The sequence below is a fragment of the Bradyrhizobium sp. HKCCYLRH2060 genome, from assembly GCF_051168135.1.
GTDB lineage: Bacteria > Pseudomonadota > Alphaproteobacteria > Rhizobiales > Xanthobacteraceae > Bradyrhizobium.
On record NZ_JBNPUK010000003.1, the window covers coordinates 57,593 to 74,131 of the forward strand.

The 16,539-nt window shown below is 64.0% G+C and carries 20 protein-coding genes; 7 read left to right on the forward strand and 13 right to left on the reverse strand.

Annotation, left to right across the window (positions count from 1 at the left end; genetic code table 11):
* Positions 1-23 precede the first annotated feature (23 nt).
* The 3 genes from ACQR10_RS07855 to xoxF5 all read right to left on the reverse strand — a co-directional run bounded on the left by ACQR10_RS07855 (position 24) and on the right by xoxF5 (position 3,626).
* Positions 24-1,133, reverse strand: a complete 1,110-nt coding sequence (locus tag ACQR10_RS07855; RefSeq protein WP_316217014.1) for an S-(hydroxymethyl)glutathione dehydrogenase/class III alcohol dehydrogenase — start codon at positions 1,131-1,133, stop codon at positions 24-26.
* Positions 1,134-1,211: 78 nt separating this feature from the next.
* Positions 1,212-1,691 carry a c-type cytochrome, methanol metabolism-related gene (locus ACQR10_RS07860; RefSeq protein ID WP_316179903.1) on the reverse strand — a complete coding sequence of 160 codons (480 nt, stop codon included), beginning with the start codon at positions 1,689-1,691 and terminating at the stop codon, positions 1,212-1,214.
* Positions 1,692-1,823: 132 nt separating this feature from the next.
* Positions 1,824-3,626, reverse strand: a complete 1,803-nt coding sequence (gene xoxF5 / locus ACQR10_RS07865; protein WP_316217013.1) for a lanthanide-dependent methanol dehydrogenase XoxF5 — start codon at positions 3,624-3,626, stop codon at positions 1,824-1,826.
* A gap of 406 nt (positions 3,627-4,032) precedes the next feature.
* Here xoxF5 and ACQR10_RS07870 point away from each other — a divergent pair, with 406 nt between their 5' ends.
* On the forward strand, positions 4,033-4,980 hold the full coding sequence (locus ACQR10_RS07870) for a helix-turn-helix domain-containing protein (protein ID WP_316217011.1): 948 nt from the start codon (positions 4,033-4,035) through the stop codon (positions 4,978-4,980).
* 20 nt (positions 4,981-5,000) lie between these two features.
* Here ACQR10_RS07870 and ACQR10_RS07875 read toward each other — a convergent pair whose 3' ends face one another.
* From ACQR10_RS07875 to ACQR10_RS07885, 3 genes are read right to left on the reverse strand one after another with little or no spacing between them, the layout of a single operon-like run.
* Entirely contained in the window at positions 5,001-5,936 is a 936-nt protein-coding gene (locus tag ACQR10_RS07875) for a substrate-binding periplasmic protein (RefSeq protein ID WP_316217077.1), read from the reverse strand.
* The gene (locus ACQR10_RS07880; RefSeq protein WP_316217010.1) at positions 5,936-6,271 is read right to left on the reverse strand and encodes a c-type cytochrome; all 336 of its coding nucleotides are present in this window, start codon (positions 6,269-6,271) and stop codon (positions 5,936-5,938) included. Before ACQR10_RS07880 ends, ACQR10_RS07875 begins: the two co-directional genes overlap by 1 nt.
* A 31-nt stretch (positions 6,272-6,302) precedes the next feature.
* Positions 6,303-7,967: a methanol/ethanol family PQQ-dependent dehydrogenase gene (locus tag ACQR10_RS07885; RefSeq protein ID WP_316217008.1), complete on the reverse strand. Its 1,665-nt coding sequence runs from the start codon at positions 7,965-7,967 to the stop codon at positions 6,303-6,305.
* 260 nt (positions 7,968-8,227) lie between these two features.
* On the opposite strand from ACQR10_RS07885, the gene ACQR10_RS07890 reads away from it, so the two are divergent.
* Complete coding sequence (locus ACQR10_RS07890) at positions 8,228-8,620, forward strand: hypothetical protein (RefSeq protein WP_315803724.1); 393 nt, start codon at positions 8,228-8,230, stop codon at positions 8,618-8,620.
* A gap of 223 nt (positions 8,621-8,843) precedes the next feature.
* Positions 8,844-8,924 (forward strand): pyrroloquinoline quinone precursor peptide PqqA, encoded by an 81-nt coding sequence (pqqA, locus tag ACQR10_RS07895; RefSeq protein ID WP_009031067.1) that lies wholly within the window; start codon positions 8,844-8,846, stop codon positions 8,922-8,924.
* A gap of 168 nt (positions 8,925-9,092) precedes the next feature.
* Here the strand turns inward: pqqA and ACQR10_RS07900 are convergent, their stop codons facing one another.
* On the reverse strand, positions 9,093-9,401 hold the full coding sequence (locus ACQR10_RS07900; RefSeq protein WP_315803723.1) for an EthD family reductase: 309 nt from the start codon (positions 9,399-9,401) through the stop codon (positions 9,093-9,095).
* Between the two features lie 214 nt (positions 9,402-9,615).
* Here ACQR10_RS07900 and ACQR10_RS07905 point away from each other — a divergent pair, with 214 nt between their 5' ends.
* Positions 9,616-9,828, forward strand: a complete 213-nt coding sequence (locus tag ACQR10_RS07905) for a hypothetical protein (RefSeq protein WP_315713207.1) — start codon at positions 9,616-9,618, stop codon at positions 9,826-9,828.
* Positions 9,829-9,858: 30 nt separating this feature from the next.
* On the opposite strand, the gene ACQR10_RS07910 is transcribed toward ACQR10_RS07905, so the two are convergent.
* The 4 genes from ACQR10_RS07910 to ACQR10_RS07925 are packed head-to-tail and all read right to left on the reverse strand — an operon-like array spanning position 9,859 to position 12,660.
* Positions 9,859-10,206, reverse strand: a complete 348-nt coding sequence (locus ACQR10_RS07910; RefSeq protein ID WP_316217007.1) for a hypothetical protein — start codon at positions 10,204-10,206, stop codon at positions 9,859-9,861.
* A gap of 36 nt (positions 10,207-10,242) precedes the next feature.
* Positions 10,243-10,953, reverse strand: a complete 711-nt coding sequence (locus ACQR10_RS07915) for an ABC transporter ATP-binding protein (protein WP_316217006.1) — start codon at positions 10,951-10,953, stop codon at positions 10,243-10,245.
* Complete coding sequence (locus ACQR10_RS07920; RefSeq protein ID WP_315803720.1) at positions 10,943-11,680, reverse strand: ABC transporter permease; 738 nt, start codon at positions 11,678-11,680, stop codon at positions 10,943-10,945. The genes ACQR10_RS07915 and ACQR10_RS07920 overlap by 11 nt, the downstream gene beginning before the upstream one ends.
* On the reverse strand, positions 11,680-12,660 hold the full coding sequence (locus ACQR10_RS07925; protein WP_316179907.1) for an ABC transporter substrate-binding protein: 981 nt from the start codon (positions 12,658-12,660) through the stop codon (positions 11,680-11,682). Before ACQR10_RS07925 ends, ACQR10_RS07920 begins: the two co-directional genes overlap by 1 nt.
* Before the next feature lie 86 nt (positions 12,661-12,746).
* Here ACQR10_RS07925 and ACQR10_RS07930 point away from each other — a divergent pair, with 86 nt between their 5' ends.
* Entirely contained in the window at positions 12,747-13,106 is a 360-nt protein-coding gene (locus ACQR10_RS07930) for a hypothetical protein (RefSeq protein ID WP_316179908.1), read from the forward strand.
* A 20-nt stretch (positions 13,107-13,126) separates the two neighbouring features.
* On the opposite strand, the gene ACQR10_RS07935 is transcribed toward ACQR10_RS07930, so the two are convergent.
* Positions 13,127-13,948: a quinoprotein dehydrogenase-associated SoxYZ-like carrier gene (locus tag ACQR10_RS07935; protein ID WP_315803717.1), complete on the reverse strand. Its 822-nt coding sequence runs from the start codon at positions 13,946-13,948 to the stop codon at positions 13,127-13,129.
* Between the two features lie 56 nt (positions 13,949-14,004).
* Positions 14,005-14,931: a quinoprotein relay system zinc metallohydrolase 2 gene (locus ACQR10_RS07940; RefSeq protein WP_316179909.1), complete on the reverse strand. Its 927-nt coding sequence runs from the start codon at positions 14,929-14,931 to the stop codon at positions 14,005-14,007.
* A 161-nt stretch (positions 14,932-15,092) separates the two neighbouring features.
* On the opposite strand from ACQR10_RS07940, the gene ACQR10_RS07945 reads away from it, so the two are divergent.
* Together ACQR10_RS07945 and ACQR10_RS07950 are read left to right on the forward strand one after the other, a co-directional pair.
* Positions 15,093-15,968 carry a substrate-binding domain-containing protein gene (locus tag ACQR10_RS07945; protein ID WP_316179910.1) on the forward strand — a complete coding sequence of 292 codons (876 nt, stop codon included), beginning with the start codon at positions 15,093-15,095 and terminating at the stop codon, positions 15,966-15,968.
* Positions 15,965-16,525 (forward strand): PQQ-dependent catabolism-associated CXXCW motif protein, encoded by a 561-nt coding sequence (locus ACQR10_RS07950; protein ID WP_316217005.1) that lies wholly within the window; start codon positions 15,965-15,967, stop codon positions 16,523-16,525. Before ACQR10_RS07945 ends, ACQR10_RS07950 begins: the two co-directional genes overlap by 4 nt.
* Positions 16,526-16,539: the final 14 nt, after the last annotated feature.

Genomic DNA, 16,539 nt, shown 5'->3' on the forward strand with positions numbered 1-16,539 from the left:
TCCTCAGTTTTGCGTGCTTGGGGTCAGAACACGACGACGGAACGGATCGATTTGCCCTCATGCATCAGGTCGAAGCCTTTGTTGATGTCTTCGAGCTTCAGCGTGTGGGTGATCATCGGGTCGATTTCGATCTTCCCGTTCATGTACCAGTCGACGATCTTGGGAACGTCGGTGCGCCCGCGCGCGCCGCCGAACGCCGTGCCCTTCCAGACGCGTCCGGTGACGAGCTGGAACGGGCGGGTCGCGATCTCCTTGCCGGCCTCGGCGACACCGATGATGATCGATTCGCCCCAGCCGCGATGGCAGGCTTCCAGCGCCTGGCGCATCACCGTGGTATTGCCGGTGCAGTCGAAGGTGTAGTCGGCACCGCCGTCGGTGAGCGCGACCAGGTGCTGGACGATGTCGCCGGTCACCTTCTTGGGGTTGACGAAATGGGTCATGCCGAAGCGGCGGCCCCATTCCTCCTTGCCGTCATTGAGGTCGACGCCGATGATCTTGTCGGCCCCCGCCATCCTGGCGCCCTGAATTACGTTGAGGCCGATGCCGCCGAGGCCGAACACCACGACGTTCGCGCCGGGCGTGACCTTCGCCGTGTTGACGACCGCGCCGACGCCGGTGGTGACGCCGCAGCCGATATAGCAGCTCTTGTCGAAGGGCGCGTCCTCGCGAATCTTCGCGACCGCGATCTCCGGCAGCACGGTGAAGTTGGAGAAGGTCGAGCAGCCCATGTAGTGATAGATGGCCTGGCCCTTGTAGCTGAAGCGCGACGTGCCGTCGGGCATCAGGCCCTTGCCCTGCGTGGCGCGGATTGCGGTGCAGAGATTGGTCTTGCGGCTGAGGCAGCTCTTGCACTGGCGGCATTCCGGTGTGTAGAGCGGAATGACGTGGTCGCCGGGCTTGACCGAGGTCACGCCAGGGCCGACTTCGCGCACGATGCCGGCGCCCTCATGGCCGAGGATCGAGGGGAAGATGCCCTCACTGTCGAAACCGTCGAGCGTATAGGCATCGGTGTGGCAGATGCCGGTGGCCTTGATCTCGACCAGCACCTCGCCGGCCTTCGGCCCTTCGAGGTCAACCTCGACGATCTCCAGCGGCTTCTTGGCTTCGAAAGCGACCGCGGCGCGCGTCTTCATGTCTCAAACTCCTGTTTCAGTCTGTCAGGCCCGCGACCCTGTCCAGGGAAACTGTCCAGGCGCGGTCCTCGTCGTCAGTCATTTCTTGCCCATGCAGGAGTTCTCCGCTTCCGTATAGGCTGGCGGCTTGTCCTCATGCTTGGCGGGGCGAACGCGGCCCACCGCATCATCGCCGCGGGCGCGCAGGTAGACGTAGAGATCGTCCATGTAGCAGGCCACGTTCGGATTGTCGCCGAAGGCCGGCATGACGTTCTCCTGCGACGTGCTGACATTCTTGCGGCCGCTGGCGATGGTCCCGATGAAGTCGCCGTAGCTCATGTTCTTGACCGAGTCCTTGAGCGCCGGGGCGTAGGTCGATCCCATGCCGTCGGGGCCATGGCAGACATGGCATTCGGAATGATAGCGGCGGTATCCGGAGTAGGTGTACCAGTCGACCGTTCCGTCGGCGGCCACCTTGTAGGTCGGAATGCCATCCTTATCGAAGTATTTCCCGTCCTCGGATTTGACCGCCTTGGCATCGCCGGGACCTTCGGCCCAGGCATTCTCGGCGACAGTCATCCCGCCGGTTGCCAGGCTCAGAGCCGTGGCGACCGCAAACCAGATTCTACGCAAGGGCGTTTTCCCATAATTTTTTGGAACAGGCGAACCGGCGCATGGATGAGATCCATGCGCCGGAGGCAGGTACCTGGCTTACTGCGGCAGCGAGAACACGGTGAGCGCACCACCGAGAGCGGTGTAGTTGCTCAGCGCGGCGTAGCCGCCGACGGCACCGAGGCCGGCGGTCGGATCGGTCAGACCCGCCGCGAGACCGATGCCGGCCCAGCCACCGACACCCGAGAGAACGGCGACGTACTGCTTGCCGTTGGCCTCGTAGGTCGTGACGTTGCCGATGATGCCGGACGGGGTCTTGAACTTGTAGAGCTCCTTGCCCGTCTTGGCATCGACCGCCTTGAGGTAGCCTTCGAGCGTTCCGTAGAACACCACGCCGCCGGCCGTCGCGAGCGCACCGGACCACACCGAGAACGGCTCCTTGTTCGACCAGGCGATCTTGCCGGTCTTGCCGTCCCAGGCGATGAAGTTGCCCATATGGGTGTCACCCGCCGGCGGGTACATCGACAGGGTCGCGCCGACATAGGGCTGACCTGCGGTGTAGCTCACCTTGAAGGGCTCGTAGTCCATGCAGACATGGTTGGTGGGCACGTAGAACAGCTGCGTGTCCGGCGAGTAGGCCGCCGGCTGCTCGTCCTTGGTGCCCAGCGCCGCCGGGCAGATGCCCTTGGTATTGACGTCCTCACCCTGCTTGTCGGTCGAGTATTGATCGACAACCTTCGGACGGCCGTAGGTCGCAGAGTTCTTGTCCATGTCGACGCCGGTGGTCCAGTTCACCTTCGGGTCGTACTTCTCGGCAACCAGCAGCTCGCCCGTGGCACGGTCGAGCGTATAGCCGAGGCCGTTACGATCGAAGTGCGTGAGCAGCTTGCGCGGCTGGCCGTTGATGGACTGGTCGGACAGGATCATCTCGTTGACGCCGTCATAGTCCCACTCGTCGTGGGGCGTCATCTGATAGACCCACTTCGCGACGCCGGTGTCGGCATGGCGGGCGAAGATCGTCATCGACCACTTGTTGTCGCCGGGACGCTGCTTCGGATTCCAGGTCGAGGGATTGCCCGACCCGTAATAGACCATGTCGAGCTGCGGGTCGTAGGAAATCCAGCCCCAGGTGCAGCCGCCGCCGGTCTTCCACTGATCGCCTTGCCAGGTCTTCAAGCTCGAGTCCTTGCCGACCGGCTTGCCGAGCGCGGTGGTGTTGGCGTCGAACAGGATCTGGTCATCCGGACCTTCGGAGTATGCCTTCCAGACCTGCTTGCCGCTCTTGATGTCGTAAGCGGTCATGCTGCACTGGACGCCGAACTCGCCGCCGGACGTGCCGACCAGCACCTTGTCCTTCACTACGAGCGGAGCCGAGGTTCCGGTCTGTCCCTTGGTCGGATCGCCATTGACGGCGGTCCAGACGTGCTGGCCGGTCTTGGCGTCGATCGCCACCAGCTTGTCGTCGGCCTGATGCAGGAAGATCTTGCCGTCACCATAGGCGACGCCGCGGTTGACGGTGTCGCAGCACATCACCGGAATGACGTTCGGATCCTGCTTGGGCTCGTACTTCCAGACGATCTTGTTGTCCTGCGCGAGATCGAGCGCATAGACCTTGTTCGGGAACGGCGTGTGCACATACATCATGTTGCCGATGATGAGCGGTCCGCCTTCGTGGCCGCGCAGCACGCCGGTGGAGAAGGTCCACGCGACCTGCAGCTTGCCGACGTTCTGGGCGTTGATCTGGTTGAGCTTGGAGTAACGCGTATTGGCGTAGTCTCCCGCCGGCATCACCCAGTCCTTCGGGTTGGCCGACATCTTGGCCAGCTCATCGCTGGCCCATGCGCCACCCGCGGCGAGCGCCGCGACTGACGTCAGACATGTTGCGAGTAGCACTCTTCGCATCGTCTTTCCTCCCGGGTTCAACTGAGGTTCCGCAGCACGCGGCCCAGTATTCGTTTTCGGCATCATTGAATATCCACTTCCCAACCGGGAAACTTGCCCAAAAGAGAAAAGAGCTTGCTCAAGAGTGAAGCGAATAGAAGTTTTTGAAGGAGATTTTGCTTTGCTGGTCCGCAACATGAGCGCCATTCTTGCTGCGCAGCATCAATTTGCGACACCATGGTTCCACCGAAGGTTGACGTTTCCCTTGACCTTACAGAGACGAAGGCGGAGGATCACGCGGGGCGCGTTATGGAACGAAGTGCGCCGCGAAAGCCGCGGCCTTAAAATGGGAGCAATCTTGCTGCAGTCTCGTTCGCCGTCCTGCGGCGGACCCGTTGCGTTTCGATCATGAATCGGTGGATGAAACATGTCCGACACGATCCGCTCGCTTAATACTTCGGGATTTTCACCGAAGAGCCAGATCCAGCGTTGGTCAGATGCACTGACCGACCTGTGCGGACGTTTCGATGTCGATCCGCTGGAGGGGGCTTCATTCGAGGGGCGCATCAATTTCACGACGGTGTCGCGCCTGAAGCTCTGCCAGATCGAGGCCAGTCAGCACCGTATTGCGCATACCTATGCGCGTGCGCAAAAGGCGGCACATCCCTACATCAAGATCTTGTTCCAGACCTATGGGACGTCCTATTTCGAGCAGGATGGCCGCCAGATCGAGATCGGCCCGGGCGACTGTCTCGCCTATGACGTCTCGTCACCGCACACCATCATCAGCCCCGCGCTGACCCGCCATGACGTCGTGATCGTGCCGAAGGAGCTACTGCAGGAGCGCGGCTTTCGGTCGGAGAAAATGCCCGCATACAAGCTGTCTGCGCGGAGCGGGACAGGCCGGATTGCGCATGACGTCACCCACGCCGCTTTCGACGAGGCGACCCGGCTTTCGCCCAACTCGGCCGTCGGCGTCGCCGAATCGCTGATCGATCTGTTGCTCCTGCCGCTGCGTGAAGCCGATCGCATGCTGGACCGTGCGGGACCCGAGGCGGTCTATATCCGCGCTCAAGCCTTCATCCGCGAGCATCTGCGCGATCCTGACCTTTGCATCGATCAGATTTCGGCGGCTCTGGGGTGCACCAAGCGCTACCTTCACATGGTCTTCAGCGACCGTGGCATGACGGTCAGCGACTACATCTGGCGGGCTCGGCTTCAGCATTGCCGGCAGGAGCTGGAGACGCAGAGCGGCAAGACCATCACCGATGTCGCGTTCTCGTGGGGCTTTTCGAGCTCGTCGCACTTCAGCCGCGTCTTCCGCAAATATTTCGGCGTTGTGCCGTCGTCGGTTCACAAGACGGCCGCGCGCTGAGCGGTCCGGGAGCGGCCCCGCTAGCGTGCGCCGCTCCGGATGATCCTCTGGAACGCGTCGCCCAGAATCACCGGCTGACGCGGCGGAAGGTAGGTCAGTCCTGCGGATTGGCCGAGAGTCGCCAGGGCTCCCGAGGCCTGGAGTTCCGTCAAGGCCTTGTCGACCGATGCGATGAGCTCGGCAGAGCTGGCCAGCCCCACATAGCCTCGGTTCACACCAATCGGATAGCTGTACCCCGACGCGCTCAGCTTGGTGTCGGGATGAGCGGCCCGATACGCATCGAAACGTCTGCCATCGAGCAGGGTCGCGTCGAACTTGCCCTGTTCGAGCGCCCCGAGCAGATCATCCCGCGCCGGAATCAAATGCGTGATGTCGTCGATCAGCCGCCCCTTGTCGAACGTCATCAGGATTGCATCTGCCAACGTGCCGCTCTCGATTGCCAGCCGCAGCCCGGCCAGATCGCCGATGTCGGTAATCGGGCGCTGTTTCGCGGAAGGTCCGAGAACGACGGTCAGGGTCGAAAACATGTAGGGCTTGCTCGGCGTCAGCGTGCCGAGGGCAACACGGCGGCGGCGGTCGTCGCGCGTGGCGCCATCGAAGTCCGGCAGCTTGGCCGTCTTGACGCCGGGCGCGACCAGTCCGTCCTGGGTGAACGCGTAGCTGCCGAGCAGCGAGCAGCGTCCGTCCGATAGCAGCGCATTCGCCTCCAGCGCCGGACTGGAATCTTCGTCCAATTTGCTTTCGTACCACTGGATCTCGAGCTTCCTGCCAAGGCGGTCGGCGATCGCCTGACCCAGCAGGACATCGAAGCCGCCGCCGGGCTTGCCGCGATGATGGACCGAGAGCGGCGGAAGATTTTCGTCGAGACAGATGCGCAGCACGTCGTCAGCGGCCAAGGCCGCCGACGACATTGCCGACATCATCAAGGCAGCCAGCCAACAGCAGAGATGACGCATCACTGCGCTCTCCGGCTCGAGACGTAGGCCCACAGTGCGGTGATCTCGTCATCGCTGAGAATGTCGCCCCAGGGCGGCATACGGCCGTTCTTGCCCTGCTTCACCGTGGTGACGAAACGAGACTGATCATCGGGAAACCGGCGCAGGTCCGGCGTTATAGTCCCGGAGTTCACCATGTTGGGCCCGTGGCAATGCGAGCATTTCTGGGCGAACGTCGTCTTGCCGAGGTCCACCTGGCTGTGTGCCGCGCTGTCATCTTGTTGTTGGGCGAGGGCGGCCGTCGACAGGACGGCCGACGTCGCCACGACGGCGGCGAAGGCCGCCGCCGCTTTCATGAACGTATTCTGTCTCACGAGCGATCCGCACTCAGTTCTTGACCGCGAAGACCCACAACGAGCCGCCCGCCGGAACGTTGGCGAGGCGCTCGTCACCGGAGAACAGCGAGTAGACGCCGCCGTAGCCGGATGTCACGGCAACATACTGCACGCCATCCTGCTGCCAGGTGACGGGCTGGCCTTCGATGCCGGAGCCGGTCTGGAACTGCCAGAGTTGTTTGCCACTATCGGCGTCGAAAGCCTCGAACTCGCCGGTCAGCTTGCCCGAGAACACCACGCCGCCTGCCGTGGACAGCACGCCGGAGAAGCGCGGGATGTCGCTCGGCTGCTCCCACTTGGTCTTGCCGGTCATCGGATCGATGGCCTTGAGCTGACCACGCGGCCCTTCCGGCCAATCCCACAGATCCGTCAGATCCATGCCGAGGTACCACTCGCCGGCCTTGTAGGTCGCAGGCTCGGTCTTGTAGTGGCCGCCGAATACGAGCGTGTTGGCGTAGGCCAATCCGGTTTGCGGATTGAACGACATCGGCTCCCAGTTCTTGCCGCCGAGAATCGACGGATAGACCGTGACCTTCTTGCCCTCGCGCGCATCACGCGTGACATCGGTCTCGACCGGCTTGCCCGTCTTCAGGTCGATGCTGGAGGCCCAGTTCACCTTCACATAGGGGTTGGCCGCGAGCAGCTTCCCATTGGTGCGATCGAGCACATAGAAGAAGCCATTGCGGTTGGCGTTCATCAGCACCTTGGTCTGCTTGCCCTCGACGTTCATGTCGGCGAGCACCATCTCCGCGACCGCGTCGTAGTCGAACGGATTGTTCGGCGAGAACTGGAAGTGCCACTTCATCTTGCCGGTCTTCGGATCGAGCGCGAGCACCGAGCAGGTGTAGAGGTTGTCGCCCGGGCGCACCGCCGCGTTGAACGGTCCGGGATTGCCGACGCCCCAGAACACGGTGTTCTGCTCGGGATCGTACGATCCTGTGATCCAGGTCGAGCCGCCGCCGAGCTTCCAGGTGTCGCCCTTCCACGTGTCGCCGCCGGGTTCATCCGGGGTTGGCACCGTGTGCGTGCGCCACAAATGCTTGCCGGTCGCCGGGTCCCAGCCATCGATGAAGCCGCGTGTGCCGAACTCGGCGCCGGAGATGCCGGTCAGCACGACGCCGTCGGCGACCAGCGGCGCCACCGTCATCGAGTAGCCTTCCTTGATGTCGGCAGCCTTCTGGCGCCACAGCTCCTTGCCGGTCTTGGCATCGAGCGCAATGACGTTGGCATCGAGCGTCGTGCGGAACAGCTTGCCGTCGTACAGCGCGGCGCCGCGGTTGATGATGCCGCAGCAGACCACGCGCGGCGTCTCGGCAGGATAGTCGATCTTGCTTTTCCAGATCTGCTTGCCGGTCTTGGCGTCGACGGCCATCGTCGCGTTGTGGGTCGTGACGTAGAGCACGCCCTGGTAAACCAGCGGCTGCGACTCCTCGCTGCGGTCATCGGCGAAACTGTAGTTCCAGACCGGAACCAGGTGCTTGGCGTTGTCCTTGTTGATCTGGTTGAGCGGGCTGAACCGCTGCAGATTGTAGCCCATGCCGTAGTTGAGAACGTTCGCCGTATCAGTTGCACCCTTGACCAACTGATCGGCGCTCTGCGCGCTTGCACCATGTGATGCAAAAAGGGCGAGGCCTGCGGCCAGCGCGATCCGCTTCATTCATTTCCTCCGAGATTTTTATGCGCGCCTATCCTGACGCTGCGGGAACAACACTCCGCTCGAAATCGGGAACCGTCAATACGAAAAGCTGGCAACCGCCCTCGGCGTATCGGGAAGCCGTCCTCGCTCGATTCGGGCATAGCGCCAAGCCGTTGCGCCGCTCACCGATCGGGATCGGCAAAATGGCACCGCCGTCATGCTGCATTGCGGCACGAACATTGCTTCACTGCATCATGCCGGGATAACAGAGGAGTAGGCGGATGAGACGAACCATCCTTTGGCTCGGCATGCTTTGTTGCCTTTGGGTGAGTGCGAGTGCGCGTGATCTCGGTCAGTGGGGAGCGGTCGATCCGGCGTTGCGCCAATGGTACGAGGCGCTGATGCAGCCTGACGTGCCGACGGCATCGTGCTGCGGCGAGGCCGACGCCTACTTTGCCGATGAGATCCATGTTCGCGACGGCAAGACCTATGCGATCATCACCGACGACCGTCCCGATGAGCCGCGTGGCCGTCCGCATGTCGATGTCGGCACGGAAATCGAGGTCCCGGATCACAAGCTGAAGTGGGATAAGGGAAATCCGACGGGGCACGGCATCATTTTCCTGAGCCGCAATCGGTATGTGTTCTGCTATGTGCAGCCGGGCGGTGCGTGAGCGGATGCTGCGGGCGCTCGTCCTCGGCGGATGATGCCTGCGTCGAGCAGCCGGAGACGGGCGGGCGGCGATTGCGGCGGAACGTTGTCGGGTCAACTACGCGACATCTGCATAGGGATCCGCCGGCGACGGTCGAGCCTTGCGTTCTTCCGAACGCGATCCTAGCTTCGGCCTTGGCGCGAGCAATGCGCCAGTCAATGATAGTCGAACTTGGGAGCTTGAAATGGCCTGGAAGACACCGAAGATCGTCGAAGTGCCGGTTGGCATGGAAATCAACATGTACGCCTGTGCGGCGCGCAAGTAACGCGTAGCGATCTGCCAAGCCACGAGGTGCGCCATTCGCTTCTGACTGGCTTGGCGGATCCATTCGATGGACGATCCGCGAGATCGTCCCGGCGACCGGCCTGTCGGCCGATCGGATATGACGGGCACGCCGCCGAACGTTGGTGACGGCCTGAGGACCGTCCAAGGGTCAGACGTCCTGCGTGTCGAAGATATACAGATCGACGCCGCCATCGGCGAAGTTGGGCAGATCGCCCGCCGCCGCCTTGCCTTCGGCAGAGCTCATCCCTGCCTGCAGTGCCGACATCGAATCGAATACCAGGGTGGCGACGAGGTGGAGGTTGGTGGGCCCCCCCGGCCCATTCACCGGGCCGCGGCTGATATCGTAGCTCTTCAGACCGGGAATCTTCTTCGCCAGCGGCACATGGACGTTCATATAGTGTTTGTCGAACGCCTCGGCGCTCTTGGGGGTCTTGTAGAGTACGAGAACCTTGGGCATCTGCTTCCTCCGCATTCGCTCTTTTTGAGGTCGATCGACCGATTCCATTGCAGCCGATCTGCCGGTTCGGATCAAGAGTCGGGGCGGCTTTGCCCAGGGATCGTCGTTCCAGCCTTGGTTCCGCTGCATAATTTGTCGCGTGCGGAGAAACTGATGCAGCCGGATGTCGTAGTTTCAGATAAGCTGTTTCAGGCTTATCGAAGGACAACGAGCCATGAGCTCCATCGATCTCGTCATCACCGTCTGCGCAGTCCTGTCTCCGGCCACCTGCGAGGAGCAGCATCTCGTTTTCGCCGATGGCGGCGCCTCGCTGCAGCAATGCGCGATGAAGGCGCCGCCCTACATCGCCCAGTGGATCGGCGAGCACCCGAAATGGACTGCAGTGCGGTGGCGCTGCGAATATCCGCACAGCAACGACAAGGCCTGAGGCCGGCTTTGCCGCAGGCGCGCTGGCTGCCTATTTCGTGCACTCCTTGAGGTCCTTGTCCGCCACCGGGACCACGGCGTCGGCCGCGATGTCGAGGCCGCGAACGACGCATTGGCGCTCGCCGGCATAGCTCACCTTGGCGTCGTAGCGCCCAGGCTCGACTCCGGTCAGCTTCAGCCGTTCGTCGTGATCGAGCTCCTTGTCCTTGTCGTTCAGCGTCTGATTCGGTCCCCAGTTGTTCTGGCCGGCCGGAGAGAGCTGAAAGCCGGTCATCGTTGCGGTGGTCAGATTCCAGAGCCGGATGCCCTTGCTTTGTGCGGCGGTCGCGAGCGGGATGCCGAACAGAATGATCGCCGTCACGGCGAATGCGCGTCTCATGGCGTTTTCCCTGGAGTCCGATGTCCTTTGCCGTGACTATGACACGGAAAAATCCAGTCGCGCCACATTGGCCTTGATTGCCGCGACCGCGTCGTTGTTGCGCTGCGCGCGCGGCAGGTCGATCGGGACTGAATGAAGCAGACGGGCGGGGCGCGAGGACAGCAGGAAGATCCGGTCGCCGAGCCGTGCCGCGTCGTCCATGCTGTGCGTGACCAGCAGCGTGATCATCGGGCGCGAGGCCACGAGCGTCGCGATCTCCTCGCGCAGCCGCGCGGCGAGCGCGTCGTCGAGCGAAGCCAGCGGCTCGTCGAGAATCAGGAAGTCCGGCTCCACTGCAAACGCCCGCGCCAGCGCGACGCGGCGGGCGAGGCCAAGCGACAGCTCACCCGGGAAATGGCTGCGATGTCCCTCGAGCTCGAGCACGCCGAAGATGGCGGCCAGCCTGTCCTCGGCGACACCGGGCGCTGCCAGCCGGACATTGTCCTCGACGGAGCGCCACGGCAGCAGCCGCGGCTCCTGGAACACCATCGCCAGCCGGGCGCCGGCGGGTTGTGCGACGTGGCCCTCATAGTCGTTGTCCAGACCGGCGAGGATCCGCAGCATCGTGCTCTTGCCGCAGCCCGAGGGACCGACGACGACGCCGACCTCGCCCCGCTGCAGTGCAAAGGCAATGCCCGCAATCACCTCCTGGCGCTTGCCATTGGCGCTGGTGTAGCTCTTGGACCTGATATCGACCTCAAGCCGCACGGAGCCGCCACCTCGATGCGCGCAGCTCGAACGGCTGGACGATGACGGCCTCGATCACCAACACCACGGCGGCAAAGCTGAGCGAGTAGGCGAGCAGCAGCGGAATGTCGAACAGCTGGAAGGCGACGCCGATCTCGAAGCCGATGCCGTTGGGCCTCCCGAGCAGCTCGGCGACCAGCACGATCTTCCAGACCAATGACAGGCCGGAGCGCGCGGCCGCCGCAATATAAGGCGCAAGTTGCGGCAGCAGGACATGGCGGAGGATGCGTCCGCGCGGGAAGGCGAACACCTTGGCCATCTCGTCGAGCGATGGATCGAGCGCGCGGGCGCCTTCGCGCAAGGTGACGACGGCGGTCGGCAGCTTGTTGATCGCGATCGCCGCGATCGCTGCGACCTCGGTGAGACCGGCCCAGATATAGGCGAGCACGATCACCACCAGCGCGGGCAGATTGAGCAGCAGGATCAGCCAGGGATCGCCCAGGCGGTTGGCGAGCTGGCTGCGCCCCATCAAAAAGCCGATCGCCGAGCCGAGTGCCATCGACAGCGTGAAAGCGAGGGCGACGCGGGCGAGCGTGGCGCCGAGATGCAGAAACAGCGCGCCGGACCGCGCTTCCGCCACCGCAACCGCAAGCACGGCCGATGGCAATGGCAGCTTGGCGCTGCCGGCGACAGCCGCGGCAATCCACCACGTGGCCAGCAGGAGCGCAAAGGACAACAAGCGCAGCACTAATCCCTCGCATCCGCCCTGTAATAGGTGCCGGGACTGAGCTCCGGAGACGGGCCGACCAGATCGCGGCCGCCGATCGAAGCGAGCACGCCATAGAGGATGCGCGCGTCGGCCTCTTCCTCGGCGATCGGCCGGCGCGGAATGCCCTCGCGATAGCGGTCGCGATAGGCGCGCAAGGTAGCGTCGTCCTGCGCGCCGGTCAGCGGGGCGATCGTCTGCCAGTCGGCGTCGGATGTCGCCAGGATCTCCTTGGCCTTGGCCGTGACGGACAGGAAGCGTGCCACGAGATCGCGGTGCTTGGCGGCCCAGTCCTCGTCGAAGACGTAGCCGATCATCGCGGTGCGGCCCTTGGCACCGAACGGCGGCAGCAGGTCCTCGACCCCGGCGAGCCGGCGGAAGCCCTTGGCCTCCAGCGCCGCGCAGAAATTCCAGTAGTTCAAGCCCGCATCCATCTCGCCGTCGGCCAGCTTGGCGGCCAGCAGCGGCGGCGCGCCGTAGGTAATGGTCGCCTGCGATTTCAGGTCGACGCCGTCGCGCTTGAGCGTGGCCTGCAGCAGCAACCAGCTCTTGTCGAGCGGGCCGCCGGCCACCGCCAGCTTGCGTCCCTTCAGATCGGCAAGCGTCTTGATCGGCGAGGCCGCCGGCACCATCACGGCGCCGAGCGCGCTCGAATAGGGATAGAAGGTCAGCTTGGCGCCGAGCGCACGCTCGCGCGACACCCAGAGCCAATCCGATACCATGATGTCGGCGTTGCCGGCACGCAGCGCGATCTTGCCGGCCTCCGGGCTCGCCAGCTCGACCGCATCGATCGCGATATCCGCCTGCTTGTCGAGCTGGTGGGCGCGGATCACCCCCAGCTCCCAGGCGAAGGTCCCGGTCTTCTGCACCGCAACCTTGACGGTCTCGGCGGCGCAGCATGCCGTGACCGGCAGCAGGGCGCAGGCGACAATCGCCATCAACAAACGACCGATCTGCGTCATGAGCCCGTCTGCAATTCCTCGAGATGTGTTCTTTTCAGCCTCATTCCCTTAGCATAGCTTCGGCTGCGATGCCGTGGAGGACTGTGATGCGTAGTGCTGTTCCGGTAGGACCGATTGTCGCCGCCCTCGTTGCCATGATCGCGGTCGCCGGGCCGGCTCGTGCCGAGGAGCTCAACGACTATCCGACCTCGGCGCGGGCCGAATATGTGTTCGGCTGCATGAAGGCGAATGGCGAGACCCGTGAGGCGATCGCGCAATGCTCCTGCTCGATCGACGTGATCGCCTCGATCATCCCCTATGAGCGCTACGTCACGGCCGAGACCGTCCTCAGCATGTCCCAGGTGCACAGCAATCTCGGCACCCAGTTCCGCACGTCCGAGCAGGCCGCCAACGCGCTGAACGATCTTCGCCGGGCGCAGGCCGAAGCCGAAGTGAGATGCTTCTGAAGCGCTGCCGCTCTGCCGCATCAGGTTCCTGAACCGTCGGCCGGCCAATCGTGCTCGAACACGTGGCCCTGCGTATCCTTCGCTTCCGCATGGAATTGCTTGGCGCCGTTCGACACGTAGGTGAAGCGGATATTGGGATCCTCCGAGATCGAGATGCCGCCTTCGACCGACAGCACCAGGCTGCCATCCTGCGACAGCGTCAGCCGGTCGATGAAGAAGGCCGGGATGTAGAGCTGCGTCACCTGGTCCATCTGGAGCCCGGAATTGTTGGGATGCCCGATCATGACCTGCGCTTCGCGGATGCCGCTCGTGGCGCCGTCGCTGCTTTGCGTGAACTGCCGATAGCGCATCTGGCCGATGCGCGCCTTGGCCTCGTCCGGATTCTTCGCCGCCGGCGCCGAGCAGCCTCCGGACGCCTTGACGAAGGTCTTGACCACATAGAGCTGACCATCCGTCAGCTCGGCCACGGCATGCACGTCCGTGTAGTTGTTGACGCGCACCCGCGTCGAGATCGCAGTCACATTGGCGTCCGCGCCGAGCGTGAACTTGGCGGCCATCGGCGCAGGATTCTGGTCGATCACCAGCGTGATGGTCTTGATGCGGCGCTCGTCGGCGGGCGACAGCTTGCTACGCAGGGTGACCGGGACCACCGAGGCATCCTCGGCGCGCGTCGGCATCTCGATCGACAGCACATTGGTGCCGTCCTGCATCGCCTTGTTGTTGAAGATGTCCTGGACGAGTCCCGGCCATGGATCATAACCATCAGCGGCTTTCGCAGGAGCGAAGGCAAACGCGAGGCATACCCCGAGAAGCAATGTGGACGGCAAGCGGAGCCCGATCATGGCGCAGTCCTCCCAAGGCAGTCTGGTGGATTAACGATCATAGCGCGTCACCCGCCTCATTCCCATTCCATTTCCGAGAATGCTGCAGTTGCGTTGCGGGCATTGTAGTCGTCGAACAGCTCCCATTTGCCGCGCTCCGATCCAGCGGCCCCAGCGGCGTCGGCGATCGGCCTGCCCGCCTTGATCAGCCCGCGAACGTCGTGGGCCAATGTGTCGAGGTAGCGACGCTCGTCACTGAGCGCCAGTGGCCAGGGGCTGACAGGTCCATGGCCCGGGACGACGCGCTCGGCCGGAATGGCCGCGAGTGCGGCCATGTCGGCGATCCAGCCGCGCAGGCTGCCATCCATCACTGGGATGTGACGCAGGAATACGAGATCGCCGGCGAACAAGGTCCGGCTCCGGTCATCATAGACGGACAGGTCGCAGTCGCTATGCGCGGTGCTCCAGGCCTTCAGCGTGAGGGTGCGGCCGCCCAGGTCGAGCGCCATCTCGTCATCGACGAGGATCGACGGAGCGACGAGGCGGACCTCGTCGATCAGTTCGGCGCCCATCAGGCGCCGGAACGCCTCGATGTAGTGCGGCCCGCGCAGGGCGAGCGCCCGGGGCAGGTTCTTGGCGCCGACGAAGCGGGTGCCGTCCGCCTCGAAGGCGGCATTGCCGAACAGATGGTCGGGATGAGCATGGGTGTTGACGACGTAGCGCACGGGCTTGTCGGTACGGGCGCGGATCGCGGCCAGCAGCGCGCGGCCTTCGCGGACGCTGCCGCCGGTGTCGATCACTGCGACCGCGTCACCGCCGACGATGAAACCGACATTGGCGATGGCGCCTTCGTTCGCCGCGTTCATCAGCGCGGTCTGGCCGATGTGAACGAACACGCCGGGCGCGATCTCGCTCACCTCGAGTTCCGGGGGCATGGCAAGAGCGGCGCCGCCGAGCGCCAGCGCACACCAGGCGATGATCGCAATGATCGGATGCCTCACCATCGGCTTGCCTTGCTCGCGTGGGACCTGTGCATCAGGCCATGGACGCTGCGGCGCAGCACCGGGTCAACTCTTCGCGATGACGGCGACTGTTGCACCCGCGCGGCCGGCGGCCTAGCATTTTCAAAAATACCGCGATGCGTTCGATAGGGATGGAAATACGGATGACGAAGCGTCACAAACTTGCTTGCTCGCTGGCTGTTGCCGCGGGGCTCACTCTGCTCGGACCGGCCGCCGCTTTCGCGCAGAGCAACGACGGCCTGGACCTGTCGATCGAGCTGGTCGATCCCAAGGTGCTCAGGGTCTGCGCCGATCCGCGCAACCTGCCGTTCTCGAACGAGAAGGGCGACGGCTTCGAGAACAAGCTGGCCGAGCTCTTTGCCGCCAAGCTGCAGAAGAAGGTGGACTACACGTTCTTCCCGCAGGCCACCGGATTCGTGCGCATGACGCTCGGCTCGCACCGTTGCGACGTGATCATGGGCTTTCCGCAAGGGGACGACTTGGTGCAGAGCACCAGTCCCTATTACCGGACGGCCTACGCGATCGTGACCAAGCCGGGCTCCGATCTCGCCGATGTGACGACGCTGGAGGACGCCAAGCTGAAGGGCAAGCACATCGGCATCGTGGCGGGCACGCCGCCGGCGACCAACATGGCGCTGGCCGGGTTGATGCCGACCGCAAAGCCCTATCCGCTGATGATTGACACCCGCGTCGATTCCTCGGCGGAGGCGATGATCAACGATCTGAAGTCCGGCGAGATCGATGCCGGCGTGCTGTGGGGGCCGATGGCCGGCTACTATGCCAAGCAGGCGAGCCCGCAACTGCACGTCACGCCGCTGGTGAAAGAGACCAGCGGGCCGAAGCTGATCTACCGCATCGCCATGGGCGTCCGCGGTGCAGACCAGAACTGGCGTCGCCAGCTCAACAAGCTGATCCAGGAGAACCAGGGTGAGATCAACAAGATCCTGCTGGACTTCGGGGTGCCGCTGCTGGACGAGAGCAATCATCTGATCACCGCCGAGGCTGCAGCGAAGCCATGATCGGTCGGCTCACCGCTGCGGCATTGGCAGGCGTGCTGCTGATCGCCGTGGCGGTGCGGGCCGATGATCTCGTGCCGGAGCCGGACAGCTATCGCACCGAGAACTACCGCGCGCCGGTGCCGACGACGCTCGCTGGTGCACGCGTGCTGTCGACGCGGGAGACCGAGGCGATCTGGCGCGCAAAATCGGCCGCCTTCGTCGATGTGCTGCCGCGGCCGCCCAAGCCGAAGAACCTGCCGGCCGGGACGGTATGGCGCGAGCAGCCGCGGCTCGACATTCCCGGCAGCATCTGGCTGCCCGACACCGGCTACGGCATCCTTGCCGCCGCCACCGAAGATTATCTCAAGCGTGGCCTCGCCCATGCATCGGGTGGCGATTTCGGTCGTCTGCTCGTGTTCTATTGCCTCGAAGATTGCTGGATGTCGTGGAATGCCGCGCGGCGCGCGCTGACTTACGGCTATCGCAACATCGCCTGGTACCCCGACGGGACCGACGGCTGGAGCCGCGCCGACCTGCCGCTGCAGCAGACGCAGCCCGAGCCGCGGCCTGAGGAGTGAGCGGAGAGGGCGGC